At 65.9% G+C, this 14,611-nt stretch carries 16 protein-coding genes; 5 read left to right on the plus strand and 11 right to left on the minus strand.

Annotated elements, in window-relative coordinates; translation table 11 throughout:
* Positions 1–6: 6 nt before the first annotated feature.
* From FNZ56_RS05735 to FNZ56_RS05750, 4 genes are read right to left on the minus strand one after another with little or no spacing between them, the layout of a single operon-like run.
* Positions 7–576 carry a pilus assembly PilX family protein gene (locus FNZ56_RS05735; protein ID WP_143878915.1) on the minus strand — a complete coding sequence of 190 codons (570 nt, stop codon included), beginning with the start codon at positions 574–576 and terminating at the stop codon, positions 7–9.
* Positions 573–1,610 carry a prepilin-type N-terminal cleavage/methylation domain-containing protein gene (locus FNZ56_RS05740; protein WP_143878916.1) on the minus strand — a complete coding sequence of 346 codons (1,038 nt, stop codon included), beginning with the start codon at positions 1,608–1,610 and terminating at the stop codon, positions 573–575. Before FNZ56_RS05740 ends, FNZ56_RS05735 begins: the two co-directional genes overlap by 4 nt.
* Positions 1,607–2,077 (minus strand): type IV pilus modification protein PilV, encoded by a 471-nt coding sequence (gene pilV / locus FNZ56_RS05745; RefSeq protein WP_185970807.1) that lies wholly within the window; start codon positions 2,075–2,077, stop codon positions 1,607–1,609. Before pilV ends, FNZ56_RS05740 begins: the two co-directional genes overlap by 4 nt.
* 7 nt (positions 2,078–2,084) lie before the next feature.
* Complete coding sequence (locus FNZ56_RS05750; protein ID WP_345451714.1) at positions 2,085–2,687, minus strand: GspH/FimT family pseudopilin; 603 nt, start codon at positions 2,685–2,687, stop codon at positions 2,085–2,087.
* A 119-nt stretch (positions 2,688–2,806) separates the two neighbouring features.
* On the opposite strand from FNZ56_RS05750, the gene FNZ56_RS05755 reads away from it, so the two are divergent.
* Entirely contained in the window at positions 2,807–3,850 is a 1,044-nt protein-coding gene (locus FNZ56_RS05755) for a sensor histidine kinase (RefSeq protein WP_143878919.1), read from the plus strand.
* 3 nt (positions 3,851–3,853) lie between these two features.
* On the opposite strand, the gene ppnN is transcribed toward FNZ56_RS05755, so the two are convergent.
* The 5 genes from ppnN to grxD form a co-directional block, all read right to left on the minus strand.
* The gene (ppnN, locus tag FNZ56_RS05760; RefSeq protein ID WP_143878920.1) at positions 3,854–5,272 is read right to left on the minus strand and encodes a nucleotide 5'-monophosphate nucleosidase PpnN; all 1,419 of its coding nucleotides are present in this window, start codon (positions 5,270–5,272) and stop codon (positions 3,854–3,856) included.
* A 96-nt stretch (positions 5,273–5,368) separates the two neighbouring features.
* Positions 5,369–8,632 carry a TonB-dependent receptor gene (locus FNZ56_RS05765; protein ID WP_143878921.1) on the minus strand — a complete coding sequence of 1,088 codons (3,264 nt, stop codon included), beginning with the start codon at positions 8,630–8,632 and terminating at the stop codon, positions 5,369–5,371.
* A gap of 248 nt (positions 8,633–8,880) precedes the next feature.
* A complete protein-coding gene (locus tag FNZ56_RS05770) occupies positions 8,881–9,477 on the minus strand; it encodes a MarC family protein (RefSeq protein ID WP_143878922.1) in 597 nt (198 codons plus the stop codon).
* Positions 9,474–10,220, minus strand: a complete 747-nt coding sequence (locus tag FNZ56_RS05775) for an SDR family NAD(P)-dependent oxidoreductase (RefSeq protein WP_143878923.1) — start codon at positions 10,218–10,220, stop codon at positions 9,474–9,476. Before FNZ56_RS05775 ends, FNZ56_RS05770 begins: the two co-directional genes overlap by 4 nt.
* Positions 10,217–10,537 (minus strand): Grx4 family monothiol glutaredoxin, encoded by a 321-nt coding sequence (grxD, locus tag FNZ56_RS05780; RefSeq protein WP_143878924.1) that lies wholly within the window; start codon positions 10,535–10,537, stop codon positions 10,217–10,219. Before grxD ends, FNZ56_RS05775 begins: the two co-directional genes overlap by 4 nt.
* A 135-nt stretch (positions 10,538–10,672) precedes the next feature.
* Here grxD and FNZ56_RS05785 point away from each other — a divergent pair, with 135 nt between their 5' ends.
* The gene (locus FNZ56_RS05785; protein WP_143878925.1) at positions 10,673–11,251 is read left to right on the plus strand and encodes a superoxide dismutase; all 579 of its coding nucleotides are present in this window, start codon (positions 10,673–10,675) and stop codon (positions 11,249–11,251) included.
* Positions 11,252–11,356: 105 nt separating this feature from the next.
* Here FNZ56_RS05785 and FNZ56_RS05790 read toward each other — a convergent pair whose 3' ends face one another.
* Both FNZ56_RS05790 and purE read right to left on the minus strand, forming a co-directional pair.
* Complete coding sequence (locus tag FNZ56_RS05790) at positions 11,357–12,496, minus strand: 5-(carboxyamino)imidazole ribonucleotide synthase (protein ID WP_143878926.1); 1,140 nt, start codon at positions 12,494–12,496, stop codon at positions 11,357–11,359.
* 1 nt (position 12,497) lies between these two features.
* Positions 12,498–13,001: a 5-(carboxyamino)imidazole ribonucleotide mutase gene (purE, locus tag FNZ56_RS05795; RefSeq protein ID WP_143878927.1), complete on the minus strand. Its 504-nt coding sequence runs from the start codon at positions 12,999–13,001 to the stop codon at positions 12,498–12,500.
* Positions 13,002–13,077: 76 nt separating this feature from the next.
* On the opposite strand from purE, the gene FNZ56_RS05800 reads away from it, so the two are divergent.
* From FNZ56_RS05800 to FNZ56_RS05810, 3 genes are read left to right on the plus strand one after another with little or no spacing between them, the layout of a single operon-like run.
* On the plus strand, positions 13,078–13,347 hold the full coding sequence (locus FNZ56_RS05800) for a Trm112 family protein (RefSeq protein ID WP_143878928.1): 270 nt from the start codon (positions 13,078–13,080) through the stop codon (positions 13,345–13,347).
* Positions 13,344–14,216 (plus strand): carboxylating nicotinate-nucleotide diphosphorylase, encoded by an 873-nt coding sequence (gene nadC, locus FNZ56_RS05805; RefSeq protein ID WP_143878929.1) that lies wholly within the window; start codon positions 13,344–13,346, stop codon positions 14,214–14,216. The genes FNZ56_RS05800 and nadC overlap by 4 nt, the downstream gene beginning before the upstream one ends.
* On the plus strand, positions 14,216–14,539 hold the full coding sequence (locus FNZ56_RS05810) for a DUF3301 domain-containing protein (RefSeq protein ID WP_185970809.1): 324 nt from the start codon (positions 14,216–14,218) through the stop codon (positions 14,537–14,539). Before nadC ends, FNZ56_RS05810 begins: the two co-directional genes overlap by 1 nt.
* Positions 14,540–14,611 lie beyond the last annotated feature (72 nt).

Consider the following 14,611-nt stretch of genomic DNA (forward strand, 5'->3'; position numbering starts at 1 on the left):
GCTCCATCAGCGCCGGTACAACGACTGGAGAACCACCTCGACGCCATTCGGCGTGGCGGCATGGGAAGTGATGCGGTAGACGTTCTGGGTCGCGCCCGACTCCGGCGGCGGCTTGCCTATGTCGACGGAACCGCCGCTGCCGCCTGCGGCGTTGGTGGTCACGCCGAAATCCTCGATCACGAATTGCGGCGTAATGGGCTCCTGATCACCGCCCATCGACACTGGATCCCCGTCCTTGTATCCACTGCTACCGGTCCAGAAGCCATCGGCTTCCCACGCCGGGAGCGCAGGCGGCACGACCATCGCGCAATATCCATTCGCATCGCAGCCCGACGCGGGGAAGTCGATCGCTGCACCATCTCGCACGCTCAACTCGGCCTGGCGCAGGCCCGCCTCCGCCGCCTGGAACGCCATGCTGCGCGCCATGGTGTTGGAGGCCATGCGTTCCTCCATGATGGCGCCACGCATCGATGCGATGCCGAGCAGGGTCACGATCAGCAACAGCAACAGGACGACCGGCAGGGCCGCACCCGATTGGCCGCGAAACGAATGACCGATGGAAGGATTGGTCTTCATTGGATGTCCTGGTGGTTCCTGAGCACGATGTAATCGTCAAGCGTGCGGCTCAACGCCGCATTGTCGGTGCCGGTGACATCGCCCTTGCCCAGTGCGCCCCTGACCGCCTGGAACGTCATCTGCACGTGCACCGCCTGCACCTGCGACCAGCCGCCGGCGGCCACGACGCCCGCCGCATTCATGTAATCGGTTCCGCTTCCGACCTTGTAGCTCACCTTCAAGGCGGTCACGCCTTCGGCGATCTCGCTGGCGCCATCTGCGTTGGTGCGGTAGAGCGAGGTTCCGCCGCGACCGTTGTTCGCCACCGTCCACAACGCACTGGTGACCGCGGACACGTACGCGGGCGATGTGCCGAAACCGCCGGGACAGTCGGTGCCCGCGACTCCCTGCCAGAAGCAGTACGCGGGATTGGCGTTGGCCAGCGCGCAGGTATTGGCGCCCGCGCTGGGCCTGGTGAGGTTGTTGCCGCAGTTCGCCGCGCCGTTGTGGCCGATGGTCGTGCCGGTGGGAGTGATGCCAACGGCGGAGAACGCGATGGCGTAGTCGTTGTTGCAGACCATCAGCAATTGCCCGTTGCTGAGGTCGTCCGTGGCCGTGCTCACCGTGATCGCGTCGGCGGATTTCGCGTGCTTTTCCACGTTGTGGATCGAACTGTTGGCCGAATACAGGGTGATTTCGTCGGAACCGTTGGCCCCCGTTCCGTCCTGGCCGAAGACGCCGTTCGGGAAGCGCGACCAGAATGTCGCGTCCGGGGCTGCCAGTTCGACGCCGACCTTGTCGGTATAGGCACCGTCGAAACGCATGCACGGATTGCCCGCGGCTTCGCGGATGTCGCGCGCGAGTATCTCGAAAGCGCCGCGCTGGTTTTCCTGAATCCGGTTGATCGACTCGGTCGCGCCGTACACGCGCTTGTTCGACATGAACAGGCTGCCTGCGGCCGCCACCACCAGCAGCCCCAGCAGCAGCGAGACCATCAGTTCGACCATCGTGAAGCCGCGCTGTGCGGCCGCGCCCTGGCGTGGCATGCGTGTCATAGCCGGCTCGTGATCTCGATGTGGGGGGTGTGGGCGGCGTCGACACAACTACTTCCGCCCGTGGTATTGGCGTCGCACCACTGCACGCCGACGGTGCAGGTCATGGTGTCCACGATGCACACCACCTTACCCTTGGCATCGGGTGCGACCGTGGTCTTCAGTCCATCCAGCCAGCCAGCAACGGTGCCCGGGTCTCCATCAACGCCGTCCTCGGCGCCATCGACATAGGTGTTGGTGTTGTAAGCGCCTACGTTGGCGCGATCGGCCCGGATGATGTCCATCATCGAATAGATCTGGATCGAAGCCTGCGTGCGGCTGGCCGACCCGGCCGCGTTCTTCAGCGTCAGGGACTGCATTGCAGCGACCCCGAGCACGCCGATCGCCAGCACCAGGACGGCGATCATGACTTCGATCAGGCCGACGCCTTGCTGTGACCCGGGTCGAACGAATGGCGCCATGCGTTTCATTGAGGCCTCAATTGTTCGCGCAGTTGTTCGCCGGCGTGTTCGTCGGCGCGGTACAGGCCTTGGTTGCCGGGCGCCGGCACGTATTGATCCTGCCCACGCTGGTGCTGACGTCCAAGTCGTTGTTGTTGCCACGCAATTCCGGCACGCACAACGCGAGCGTGCCGCCATCGCTTGTTCCCGCCTTCGAGAAGCCGCTCGGCAGGAACGTGAACTTGTTCTTGTTGGTGCCGCCGGCGCCCGAAAGGCTGGGGCTGGTCTTGACCTCGACGCTCGGATGCAAGGTACTGTCCCGCAACACGGTCGTGGCGCCGTCCTTGGTCATCACGGCGATCCAGCGGCTGCCCAATGCGGTGGTGCAGTCGGTGCCATTCGTGGTCGGGCAGACCGACACGCTCGCGCGATTGCTGACCGCCGCCAGCCTGGCCGTCTGCAGCATCGCGACCATCTCGTTCGCGGAAGACGTCAGGCGATTGCCGCGGATCAGGTTCATGAAGCTCGGCACCGCCAGCGCCGCCAACGTTCCAAGCACGATCAGAGTCATCATCAACTCGACCATGGTGAATCCCCGCTCGGCGCGAAGACGCGAGGTTTTCCGACTGCGTCGCGACATATCCCCCCCACGGAACCGTGGCCGGCATACCCTAAGGCAGGATTCGGCCACCGTGCCATGCGCCCCCGATGAACGGGCTATTCCCCGGCGCAGGCGGTTTGGCCCATGATTGATGGACCATGGCGGAAACCCTCCTCACCGGATGGCGGCAGGTGGATACCAAGGGCAACAGCTCTCTTGATGCATTGTTCCGCCCTTACGCGCTGATCGCCGTTCTCCTCGCCGGCGAATCGCTGGCACTGCTCCTGGCTTTGGCATCCGGGACCCCGGGGGGAAGGCTGACCCTGTTCGGGCTCGCCTCGCTCGGAGTCCAATGGGTCGCCCTCGGCACCCTGTGCACCCTGTTCCTGTTGCGTCGCCCCTTGGCAAGGCTGCCGTCTCCGGCCGTGGCATGGATCTGCCTGATCATCCTGCTGGGCATGACGCTGCTTGTCGGTTCGGCGGCGTGGGGAATGCTCGATGCGTCGGCGAAACCGCTCGAAGGCAAGGCGTCCTTCGTGCTGAGGATGCTGGCGATCGCATTGGTCGTCGGCGTGCTGATGCTGCTGACCTACCAGAATTACTGGCGGGCCCGCCAACTGGCGGTACGCGCGAAGCAACTGGAACTGGAAGCATTGCAGGCGCGCATCCGGCCGCACTTCCTGTTCAACACGCTCAATACCGCCATCGCGTTGGTGCATGCGCGCCCGGATGAAGCAGAACGCGTCCTGCTCGACCTCACCGATCTTTTCCGGAACGCATTGAGCGGCAGCCCGCAAGTATTGCTCGCCGACGAACTGGCCCTCACCCGGCGTTACCTCGAAATCGAGGCGCTGCGCTTCGGGGAACGCGTGCAAATCCATTGGCGCCTCCCGGACGCGCTGCCCGACGTCTCGGTTCCTTCGCTTTCGATCCAGCCGCTCGCGGAAAACGCCATCAGGCACGGGATCGAGCCGAGACCCGGTGGCGGGCGGATCGACATTTCCGTCAACGTGCTCGACCGCATGATCGAAGTGGTCATCGCAAACGACATGCTCGCCAATGGGCGCAGATCCGACGGACATGCAATCGGGCTGAAGTCCGCGCGCGAACGCGTGATGGCCATGACTGGCGGGCACGGCCAGGTGGAGTCCCGGATCGAAGATGGACGCTATCTCGCGATCATGTCCCTGCCGCGGGGCTGATGCTCAGGCAACCACCCGGTAACAGGGCCGGTATTCGCCGGCGATCTTCATCCGCCCCTGGGCGACGAAGGCGCGCAGCAGCGCATCGAGCGCGCGCATCATGTCCGCATCGCCGTGGATCTCGAACGGCCCGTTGGCTTCCACGAGGCGCATGGTCGGCTCCTTCACGTTGCCGCCGACGATGCCGGAGAACGCCCGCCGCAGGTCCGCGGCCAGTTCGTGCGGCTTGCGCCCGTGGTGCAGGTCCAGCGCGGCCATCGTTTCGTGGGTCGGGATGAAGGGCTGCTGGAATTCGTGCGGGATCGCGAGTGCCCAGTTGAAGAAGAACGAATCCTGCTGGGCGATGCGCTGGCGCCGCACGTCGGCGACGCCCGCATGCATGATCCGCGCCACCTCGACGCTGTCGCCGACCACGATGCGGTAGCGTTCGGCCGCTGCATCGCCGAGCGTGAGCCGGATGAATTTGTCGATCTGCTCGAAATACGCGGCCGCGGAGGCCGGCCCCGAGAAGATCAGCGGGAACTTCAGGTCCGCGTTTTCCTCGCGCAGCAGGATACCGAGCAGGTACAGGATTTCCTCGGCGGTGCCGACGCCGCCGGGGAACACGATGATGCCGTGGGCCATGCGCACGAACGCCTCGAGGCGTTTCTCGATGTCCGGCATGATCACCAGGTGGTTGACGATCGGGTTCGGCGATTCGGCCGCGATGATGCCCGGCTCGGTGATGCCGATGTAGCGCATGCGCCGGCGCCGCTGCTTGGCGTGCGCGATGGTCGCGCCCTTCATCGGCCCCTTCATCGCGCCCGGGCCACAGCCGGTGCAGATGTCGAGCCCGCGCAGGCCGAGCTCGTAGCCGACCTGCTTGGTGTAGAGGTATTCCTCGCGCCCGATCGAATGCCCGCCCCAGCACACGACCAGGTTGGGATCGGCCGGCTGCAGGATGCGCGCGTTGCGCAGCAGCCGGAACACCGCGTCGGTGGTGCCCGCGGATGAATCGAGTTCCGCGGAATATTCCGGATCGAGTTCGATCGCGGTGAACGCGAGGTCGCGCACCACCGCGAACAGCAGTTCGGCGACGCCGCGGATGATCTCGCCGTCGACGAAGGCCATCGCCGGCGCGGCCTTCAGGTCGATGCGGACGCCACGGTCCTGCTGCAGCACCTGGATGTCGAAATCCGGGTACAGCTCCTGCGCGGCGCGCGGATCATCGCTGGCGCTGCCGCTGGTGAGTACCGCCAGCGCGCAGCGGCGCAACAGGTCGTGCATGCCGCCGGCGGAGGCATCGCGCAGGCGCGCGACTTCGTCCCGCGAAAGGACGTCCAGCCCGCCGCGCGGATAGATGCGCGCGTCGACGGTCGGTGCGCGGGAAGGAACCGGGCCGCCCTCGGCCTCGGCGTCGATGTGTTCGGGTTCGATGTGCATGCGGACACTCTAGCGCGCCGCCCCGCAAACGGCACGTACTCCAAAAAAACGGCCGGGTTTCCCCGGCCGTTTCGCGTATTGCCGTGCAGCGATGGATCAGAAGGTGTACTTCAGCGTCAGCAGCGCCGACCAGCGCGACACGACGCGGGACGGATTGGTGCCGCTGGCGTCGTACACCGCGTAGTTTTCCCACGGCACAGTGCCCGGGGCGCCGAGGTTATAGACGTACTGACCGTTCTGCACGCCGGCAACCGACACCAGGCGGCGGTTCTCGTAGAAACCGCTGCTGACGCGGTCGGTAACGCCCCAGTCGCTGTTCAACAGGTTCAGGAAGTTGTAGATGTCCAGGCGGATGATCGACTTGTGCCCCTTCATGAAGCCGGGGAGTTCCTGCTGCACGCCGAGATCGAGCTGGTTGACCCACGGCTCGCGCGCGCGGTTGCGCCCGGCGATCTCGCCGCGGTGCTTGGACAGGTACGGATCGTTGTCGATGAACTTCTGGAACGCATCGATCTGTTCCTGGGTCGCGCCGCCGTAGTTCACCAGCGGATCGTTGAGCAGCGGAATGTAGGCGAGGTCGCCGCCGGCGCCGACGTTCGAGAGGCTGTCGCCATTGACGTCGTTGCCGAAGACCCAGCTGTACGGCCTGCCGCTGTGGCCGTTGTAGAACATCGACACGGTGGTCTTGTAGTCGCCGAAGAAGGCATGGTCCCAGTTCAACGAAAGCTTGAGCGACAAGGGAATGTCGAACGCGGACGTGGTGGCGAACATCTCGTTCGGGTTGGTGCGCGCCATGTAGTTGTAGTTCGACCAGGCCTGCGAGCTGGAGCCCGTGCTGACTTCCTTGGAGTGCGCGAAGGTGGCGCTGATGTTGCCGGAGAACCCGTGGTCCATCGGCTTGGTCAGCGACAGGGTCAATGCATCGGACCCGCCCTTGTCGGTGTTGGTCAGCAGCGTGGAGCGGTAATAGATCTCCGGGATCGATCCGTTGTTGGTGCCGCTACCGATGCTGGTCGGGGAATTGGACAGCGTCTTCCAGTAGGAATCGCGGCCGTCCGGCAGGGTGCCGTTCGGGGTGCCGATGTTCAGCGCCTGGTAGGCGATGGCGTCCTTGTTCTTGATGTGCTGCCATTCGGCCGACGCAACGAGGCCCCACCACGGCAACTCGGTGTCGAACGCCAGGCTGACCTTCCACGCGGTCGGCAGCTTGAAGTCCGGGTCGAGCACGTCGATCTGGCAATTGGCCGTCGCGGTGCAGGTGCCGGGGTTGATGTCGGAAGACTGCAGGCCCGGCTGGTTGTACGGATCCGAGCTGAAGGGATCGGTGCCCGGATTGGACGAATTGTAGGTCACCAGCGAGGTCACGCCGTTGTTGAGGTACGGATTGGTCAGCCAACCGTACGGCGGCAGGGTCTGGAACAGGCCGACGCCGCCGCGCAGCTGGGTGGGACGCTCGGTGTTGAACGTGTAGTTGAACGCGAAGCGCGGCTCGATGACCTTGTTGTTGCTGCCGAGCGTGGTGTTGTTCGGGAAGCCGAAGTTCTGCTCCCAGACCGGCTGGTAGGGCGGCGCATGGTCGGCATCCGGGATGTCCACGCGCACGCCGAACACCAGCGACAGGTTGTCGGTGGCCTGCCAGGTATCCTGCAGGAACGGGCTGTACTGGCGATAGGTCCAGGTGCCGGCGATGTCGGTCGGGCTCAGCCCGTTCGGGATGATGGTCTTGGTGAACTTGAAGTAGTCCCCGGCCGCGAGTTCATCGAACACGCTGCCATCGCCATTCTTGTCCTGGAAGGTGTACAGGCCGTGCAGGACGCGGCCAAACAAGTCGCCGATCTCGTTGTCCAGGTAGTCGATGCCGCCCTTGATGGTGTGGTTTCCGGCGTAGTAGGTGCCGGAGATCGACGCGTTGAGGCGCTTGCTCTTGATCCAGTTCTCGTGGCGGTACTGGTCCTCGCCCATGTAGATCGTGCCGCCGGCATAGGTGCCATGCGCCGGGATGACCACGTCGACTTCCGGCTGGTCGAGGGCCGCGCCGTTGGTGTTGTCGTACTTCTGGTAGCCGATCTTGACTTCGGTGCTGAAGTTGTCGGTCCAGTCGCTGAACAGCTGCAGCGAGTAGTTGTCGGTGGTGCTGGAAACCGTGTACCAGTTGCTGGACAGGATGACGGTGTTGTCCCGCACGTACGCGCTGTACGGCGTGGGCTTGGTTTCCTCGACGCGCGAGTAGGCGAAGGTCGCGCGCTGCCGATCGGTGATGTTCCAGTCGAGCTTGGCGAGGTAGCGCTTGTCCTCCAGCGCCGCGCCGGAGCTGCCGTAGGTGCCCGGCTGCATGCCGATCGCCGTTCCCCCGGCGATGGCCTGGTCCACGTCGTCGGAGCTGATCTTGCCACTGGTGACGCCGTCGACGCTGATGCCGGCAAGCTTGTCGATCTTCTGGTCTTCGTACGCGCCGAAGAAGAACAGCCTGTCCTTGATGATCGGGCCACCGACGGTGACGCCCCAGGTCTCGTCCGTGCCGAAGCCGGCGTAATCCTTGCCGTTGCGGCTGCCAACCATGCTGCTGGCATCCTTGTACGCGTAGTACGCCGAACCATGGAACTCGTTGGTGCCGGATTTGGTGACCGCGTCGATGCTCGCGCCGATGGTGTCCGAAGACGCGTCGAAGTCCACCGTCGAGATGTTGTAGGCCGCGATGGTATCGGGCGAGATCGGCGAACCGGTGTACGGCAGGCCGTTCGCATTCAGGCCGAAGGGATCGCCCTGGTTCAGGCCGTCGACGCTGATGTTGTTGTAGCGGCTGTTCTGGCCGGCCGCGGAGATCGAGCCGTCGCCTTGGTCGGTGACCTGGATGCGCGGATCGAGGCGCGCGACGTCGTCGATCGAACGATTGCCCTGCGGCGTGGTTTGCAACGCCCGGCCGGAGACGCTGGTGCCGAGGCCCTTGTTGTCCGGGCTGAACACCGGGGACACGCGCGCCGCACTGACGACCACGGTATCGAGCGTTCCGGACGCGCCAGTCAATTGCTCATTGACAGTCGCGACTTTGTTCAACTCCAGATAGATATCGCTTTTGGTATCGGTGCCCGCCGCACTGTTCACGGTAACGGTGTACGGACCGCCCACGCGCAAGCCTTGCGCGGCGTAGCGGCCGTTGGCATCGGTGGTGGCACGACTGACCGTGCCGGATTCCACGTGCGTGATGGTGACCTCGGCGCCAGCGACCGGACTGCCGTCCGCACCGGTCACGGTGCCGGAGACGCCGGACGATGTGCTCTGGGCGAACGCGGGCGCCATCGCCATCGCTGCGATCAGGGCAAGCGACAGCCTCGACAGCTGGACGTGGGTGGATCGGGTCATGTGCGCAACCTCAAATTGGTAAAGGAAACGACGAACGGGAAATGGATCGCATCAGGCGATGCGGGGTGGAAACACGGCGGGAATCCCCTCCCGAAACGCTTTTCAGCCTTTTCGGGTTAACGACATGCTAACACTGTCGCTTCGCAAGATGACAGGAAGAAGACAGCGAATTCCGTCGATCCGGCTGAATGCATGACGGCTTCTGACAACGATCCGAGATATCGGTCGCAAGGCCTTGTTTTGGAAAGTCAGCCGCCTGGGCCACGGAAATAGAGGCCGAAGCCATCGAGCAGCATCTGTACCGAAATCGACACCAGCAGCATGCCCATCAGGCGCTCGACGGCAGTCAGGACCCGGGTGCCCAACCAGCGGTACAGGGCGGTCGCGCAGAACAGGATGGCCGCGGTCGCGGCCCAGGCCAGCAGCAATGCCAGGCTCCAGTCCATGAGCCGTCCCGGCTCCTTGCTGCCCATCAGCATCACCGCGGCCATGCCCGAGGGACCCGCGACCAGCGGAATCGCCATGGGCACGATGAAGGGTTCTCCGTCCGGCAACTCGCCCATCAGGCCTTCCGGCGGCGGGAAGATCATGCGCAGGCCGATCAGGAACAGCACGATGCCGCCGGCGATGGAGACGGATTCCTGGCGAAGGTGCATGAGGTCGAGCGCGTACTTGCCGCCCCACAGGAACACCATCAGCACCACCAGCGCGATCAGCAGTTCGCGCACCAGCACGATGCGGCGCCGGTGCCCGGGCAACGGCCGCAGCAGCGACAGGAACACCGGGATGTTCCCGAGCGGATCGAGGATCAGGAACAGCAGCAGCGCGGCGGAAGCGATCGTCATGGCGGCGACCACACCCGGCCGCGATGCGCCGCGCCAGCCGGCGAGAGTAGTTCGACGCAATGCGCAGCGACGCGCGATGGATCCACCGCGGCATCATCGTGCTCGGCGACGAAAGCGTTGGCGCGCAACGGGGTGCGCATCGGGCCCGGGTTGAGCCCGCTCACGCGCACCGAAGAATTCGGCCCGAGCTCGGCCTGCAGCATGTCGACGAGGGCGGCCTGCCCTGCCTGTGCGAGGCCGTACCCGCCCCAGTAGGCGCGCGTGCCCGGCGCCTGCGCGTCGAGCGCGAACACCAGCGCCGCATCTTCGGATTCCTGCAGCAGCGGCAGGCAGGCCTGGGTCAGCCACCAGCGCGCGGTGAGATTGACGTGCACGGCGCGAGCGAAATCGGCGGGGTCGGTCAGCGCGAGCGGGGTGAGTCCGCGGAAATTCGCGGCGCAATGCAAAACGCCATCGAGGCGCCCGAATTCCCCGCCGATGCGCGCGGACATCTCCGCGTAGTCGTCGGGCGACGCGCCTTCCAGGTCGAGCGGGTACAGCGTGCTCTCGCCGCCCTCGCCGGCGATGGCGTCGTGCAGGCGGTTCAATTTCGGCACGCGCCGCCCGAGCAGCACGAGTCTTGCGCCGGCCCGCGCACATGCGCGCGACGCCGCTTCGCCGAGGCCGCCGTGCGCGCCGACGACGAGCACCACGCGCCCTTCCAGCGCGCGCGGTTCCACGGCGTCGGACGCCGCGGCGTTCATGCCTTCTGCGTTTCCGCGATCATCCGCGCGAGTTCGCCGGATTCGTACAGTTCCATGGTGATGTCGCAACCGCCGATCAGCTCGCCATGGATGAACAGCTGCGGGAACGTCGGCCAGTTCGAATAACGCGGCAGGTTGGCGCGCACCTCGGGCTCTTCGAGCACGTTGACGGTGTACAGCTCGCCGGCGCCCGCGGCCTTCAGCGCCTGCACCGTGCGGCTGGAGAAACCGCACATCGGGAACTGCGGGGTTCCCTTCATGAAAAGGACGACGGGGTGGCCTTCGATCTCGGCCTGGATGCGCTCCAAGACGCTCATGGCATTCTCCTGCGAAGCATCCCGCCGGCCTCACGAGGCAGCGACGGGTGGTGGGGGTAGAATGCAATTCTACCCGTGCACGCCGCGGCCGCGCGCCTCCCGGCAACGCATTTCCCCTCGCCCCAGGAGCCCGCCATGGCCATCGAACTGCCAGCCCTGCCCTACGACCGCACCGCGCTGGAACCGCATATTTCCGGCGAAACCATCGACTACCACTACGGCAAGCACCACAAGGCCTACGTCGACAACCTCAACAAGATGATCGAGGGCACCGAATTCGCCGACATGGCGCTCGAGGACATCATCCGCAAGTCGCAGGGCGGCATGTTCAACAACGCCGCGCAGATCTGGAACCACACCTTCTACTGGAATTGCCTGAAGCCGAACGGCGGCGGCGAACCCTCGGGCAAGCTCGCGGACGCGATCAAGGCCGCGTTCGGCGATTTCGCCAAGTTCAAGGAGCAGTTCAGCGACACCGCGGTGAAGACCTTCGGTTCCGGCTGGGCGTGGCTGGTGCAGCGCCCGGATGGTTCGCTTGCGCTGGCGAGCACGCCCAATGCGGCGACCCCGCTCACCGGCGAGGACAAGGCGCTGCTCACCTGCGACGTGTGGGAACACGCCTACTACATCGACTACCGCAACGCGCGGCCGAAGTACGTCGAATCGTTCTGGAACCTGGTGAACTGGGATTTCGTCGCGTCGAACCTGCGTTAATGATGTAGGGGCGACCGGCCGGTCGCCCCTACGCCGATGTCGCGATCGCCATGCGACCTGCGAACGGCCGGGGAAACCCGGCCGTTTTGCATTCCGACGCCGCGATCAGCGCAACGCCGCGATCACCGGCTCGACTTGCGCTTCGCGCCCGAGCGATTCGCCCACGCGTCGCAGCGATTCGGCGAGTTCCGTCGGCACGTCCGCGCGCAGCGTCGCATGGCCGACCTTGCGTCCCGCGCGCGCTTCCTTGCCGTAGTCGTGCCAGTGACCGCCGGCTTCGCGCAACACCGGCGCGGCATCGGGCATCGCGCCGATCCAGTTGAGCATGCAGGCATGGCCGAGCATGCGCGTGCTGCCCAGCGACAGGCCGAGCACGGCGCGCAGGTGGTTCTGGAACTGCGAGGTTTCGCTGCCTTCGATGGTCCAATGCCCGGAATTGTGCACGCGCGGCGCAAGTTCGTTGGCCAGCAGCTCGCCGCCGCGGCAGAACAGTTCCAGCGCGAACACGCCGACGTAATCCAGCGCATCGGCGAGCCGCTTCGCATGCGACAACGCGGTCGCTTGCGTCGCCGCATCAACGCGCGCCGGGGCCAGGCTCGCCGACAGCACGCCGTCGACATGCCAGTTCTCGGTCAAGGGCCATGCGCGGAACTCGCCGTCGCGGCCACGCACCGCGACCACGCTCAATTCGCGTTCGAACGCGACGAAGGCTTCGAGGATCAGGCCAACGCTCGCGGCCTGCGCGCCGAGCGCGTTCCATGCCGCGTCGACGTCGGCCGGCGATTTGATCCGGAACTGGCCCTTGCCGTCGTAGCCGAGGCGGCGCGTCTTCAGGATGCACGGCGTGCCGAGTTCGGCGACCGCGGCGTCGAGTTGGTCGCGGCTGGCGATATCGACGAAACCCGGAACCGGGATGCCGAGTTCGCGGAACAGGCTCTTCTCGGCGAGACGATCTTGGGCGACGGCGAGCGCGCGCGGATTCGGGAACACCGGCACGCGCTCGGCCAGCCAGCGTGCGGACTCGGCCGGCACGTTTTCGAAATCGAAGGTGGCGACATCGATCTTCGACGCGAATTCCGACAGCGCGGCCTCGTCGGTGTAGTCGCCGACCACCATCGGCGCGAACTGCCCGGCGCAGGCGTCGGCGACGGTGTCCAGCACGAGGAAGCGCAGGCCCAGCGGTGCGCCGGAAAGCGCGAGCATGCGGGCGAGTTGGCCTCCGCCCAGGATCCCGACCGTCGTCATGTCACTTGCGCGGGTCGTCGTTGGACGCGACGTCGTCGGTCTGGCGGGCGCGGAACGCGGCCAGCGCATCGGCGATGGAAGGATGCTCGTTCGCCAGCATCGCTGCGGCGAACAGCGCGGCGTTCGCGGCGCCTGCGTTGCCGATGGCGAAGGTCGCGACCGGGATGCCGGCCGGCATCTGCACGATGGAGAGCAGCGAATCCATGCCGTTCAGCGCCTTGCTCTGCACCGGCACGCCGAGCACCGGCACCGCGGTCTTGGCCGCGAGCATGCCCGGCAAATGCGCCGCGCCGCCGGCGCCGGCGATGATCGCGCGCAGTCCACGCGATTGCGCGGTCGTGGCGTAGTCGAACAGCACGTCGGGCGTGCGGTGCGCGGACACCACGCGCACCTCGTGGGCGACGCCGAGCGCATCGAGCTTGGCGGCGGCGTGCTGCATCGTCTCCCAGTCGGAGCGCGACCCCATCACGATGCCCACCAGCGGCGCCTTGGTTTCCCCGGTCATGGCCGTCCCCGCTCGCAAAGACGTATTCTAGCGCCCAATTCCGGATCGTTCCCCTTCGTTTCCCGCGCGAATCGCCATGGATCGCAAGCTGCTCGACCTCCTCGCCTGCCCGGCCACGCGCCAGCCACTCGCCCCGCTCGATGGCGCCGGACTGGAAGCGCTGAACCGCGCGATCGCCGCGGGCACGCTGCAACGCCTCGATGGTTCGCCGCAACGCGAATCCTTGCGCGAAGCGCTGGTGACGCGCGACCGCAAACTCGCCTATCGCATCGACGACGGCATCCCGGTACTGCTCGCCGAGGAAGGCATGGCGACGTCGCAGGCCACGGACTTCCCCGGCGCATGAGCGAATCGCGTTTCGAACCGCCCTCGCAAACAGACGTCGACGCCGATGTCGCTGCCGCGCTGGCCGAGGACATCGGCAGCGGCGACGTCACCGCCGACCTGCTGCCCGACGCGCCGGAATCGGCCTACCTGCTGTGCAAGGAAGACTGCGTGGTCGCGGGGCGTCCGTGGTTCGACGCGGTGCATCGCACGCTCGATCCCGGCGTCCGCATCGACTGGCGCCGCAGCGAAGGCGACCGCATCGCGAAAGGCACGGTGATCGCGACGTTGCAGGGCCACGCGCGCGCGCTGGTCAGCGCAGAGCGTTCCGCGCTGAATTTCCTGCAAACGCTCAGCGGCACCGCGACCACGACCGCGCTATACGTCGATGCCGTGCGCGGTACCGGCGCACGCATCCTGGATACGCGCAAGACCGTTCCGGGCCTGCGGCTGGCGCAGAAATACGCGGTGCGCGTCGGTGGCGGCGACAACCACCGCATCGGCCTGTACGACGCGGTGATGCTGAAGGAAAACCACATCCGCGTCGCCGGTTCGGTCGCGGCCGCGATCGATGCCGCGCGCTCGAAGCATCCGAACCTGCCGCTGATCGTGGAAGTCGAAACCCTCGACCAGTTGCGCGAAGCGCTGGCAGCCGGCTGCACGCGCATCCTGGTCGACGATTTCGACGCGGCGACGCGCCGCGAAGCCGTGCGCATCGCCAAATCCGCACCGTTCGACGGCCGCATCCCGCTGGAGGTTTCCGGGGGCGTGGACATGACCACGTTGCGCGCCATCGCCGAGGATGGCGTCGACTGCATTTCCATCGGCGGCCTGACCAAACACGTGCACGCCATCGATTTCTCGATGAAACTCGGCCCGGCACCGCGCTGATGGGACCGATCCTCCTGCTCGTCGCCATCGCCATCGGTTACGGATGGTGGAGAAGCGCGCGCCATGCCGCCGAACGCGCCGAGGAAGTGGGCCGCAACGCCTGCGAAGCCGCAGGCGTGCAATGGCTGGACCAGACCGTGCACGCGGACGGGCTGCGGTTGCGTCGCCGCCGCGATGGATGGCTCGGGCTGGAACGCAGTTTCCGCTTCGAATATTCCGAAGACGGGCAGGAACGCCACGTCGGCCGGCTGGTGCTGTTCGGCGACGAACTCGTTTCGTTCAGTGGCCCTGCGAAGGCGACGTCGGTGGTGACGCTGCACTGATCGAGTCGTCATCCTGACCCGGACTTGATCCGGGCCTGCTGTTGCCGGTAGTGGACAAGAAAAACAGGTCCT

This window comes from Lysobacter lycopersici, assembly GCF_007556775.1.
GTDB classification, from domain to species: Bacteria; Pseudomonadota; Gammaproteobacteria; order Xanthomonadales; family Xanthomonadaceae; genus Pseudoluteimonas; species Pseudoluteimonas lycopersici.

What these genes read in the sequence shown, in the direction of transcription:
- FNZ56_RS05735 (WP_143878915.1), bottom strand. Translation starts at nt 576, where the DNA reads ATGAAGACCAATCCTTCCATCGGTCATTCGTTTCGCGGCCAATCGGGT.
- FNZ56_RS05740 (WP_143878916.1), bottom strand. Translation starts at nt 1,610, where the DNA reads ATGACACGCATGCCACGCCAGGGCGCGGCCGCACAGCGCGGCTTCACG.
- pilV (WP_185970807.1), bottom strand. Translation starts at nt 2,077, where the DNA reads ATGAAACGCATGGCGCCATTCGTTCGACCCGGGTCACAGCAAGGCGTC.
- FNZ56_RS05750 (WP_345451714.1), bottom strand. Translation starts at nt 2,687, where the DNA reads ATGTCGCGACGCAGTCGGAAAACCTCGCGTCTTCGCGCCGAGCGGGGA.
- FNZ56_RS05755 (WP_143878919.1), top strand. Translation starts at nt 2,807, where the DNA reads ATGGCGGAAACCCTCCTCACCGGATGGCGGCAGGTGGATACCAAGGGC.
- ppnN (WP_143878920.1), bottom strand. Translation starts at nt 5,272, where the DNA reads ATGCACATCGAACCCGAACACATCGACGCCGAGGCCGAGGGCGGCCCG.
- FNZ56_RS05765 (WP_143878921.1), bottom strand. Translation starts at nt 8,632, where the DNA reads ATGACCCGATCCACCCACGTCCAGCTGTCGAGGCTGTCGCTTGCCCTG.
- FNZ56_RS05770 (WP_143878922.1), bottom strand. Translation starts at nt 9,477, where the DNA reads ATGACGATCGCTTCCGCCGCGCTGCTGCTGTTCCTGATCCTCGATCCG.
- FNZ56_RS05775 (WP_143878923.1), bottom strand. Translation starts at nt 10,220, where the DNA reads ATGAACGCCGCGGCGTCCGACGCCGTGGAACCGCGCGCGCTGGAAGGG.
- grxD (WP_143878924.1), bottom strand. Translation starts at nt 10,537, where the DNA reads ATGAGCGTCTTGGAGCGCATCCAGGCCGAGATCGAAGGCCACCCCGTC.
- FNZ56_RS05785 (WP_143878925.1), top strand. Translation starts at nt 10,673, where the DNA reads ATGGCCATCGAACTGCCAGCCCTGCCCTACGACCGCACCGCGCTGGAA.
- FNZ56_RS05790 (WP_143878926.1), bottom strand. Translation starts at nt 12,496, where the DNA reads ATGACGACGGTCGGGATCCTGGGCGGAGGCCAACTCGCCCGCATGCTC.
- purE (WP_143878927.1), bottom strand. Translation starts at nt 13,001, where the DNA reads ATGACCGGGGAAACCAAGGCGCCGCTGGTGGGCATCGTGATGGGGTCG.
- FNZ56_RS05800 (WP_143878928.1), top strand. Translation starts at nt 13,078, where the DNA reads ATGGATCGCAAGCTGCTCGACCTCCTCGCCTGCCCGGCCACGCGCCAG.
- nadC (WP_143878929.1), top strand. Translation starts at nt 13,344, where the DNA reads ATGAGCGAATCGCGTTTCGAACCGCCCTCGCAAACAGACGTCGACGCC.
- FNZ56_RS05810 (WP_185970809.1), top strand. Translation starts at nt 14,216, where the DNA reads ATGGGACCGATCCTCCTGCTCGTCGCCATCGCCATCGGTTACGGATGG.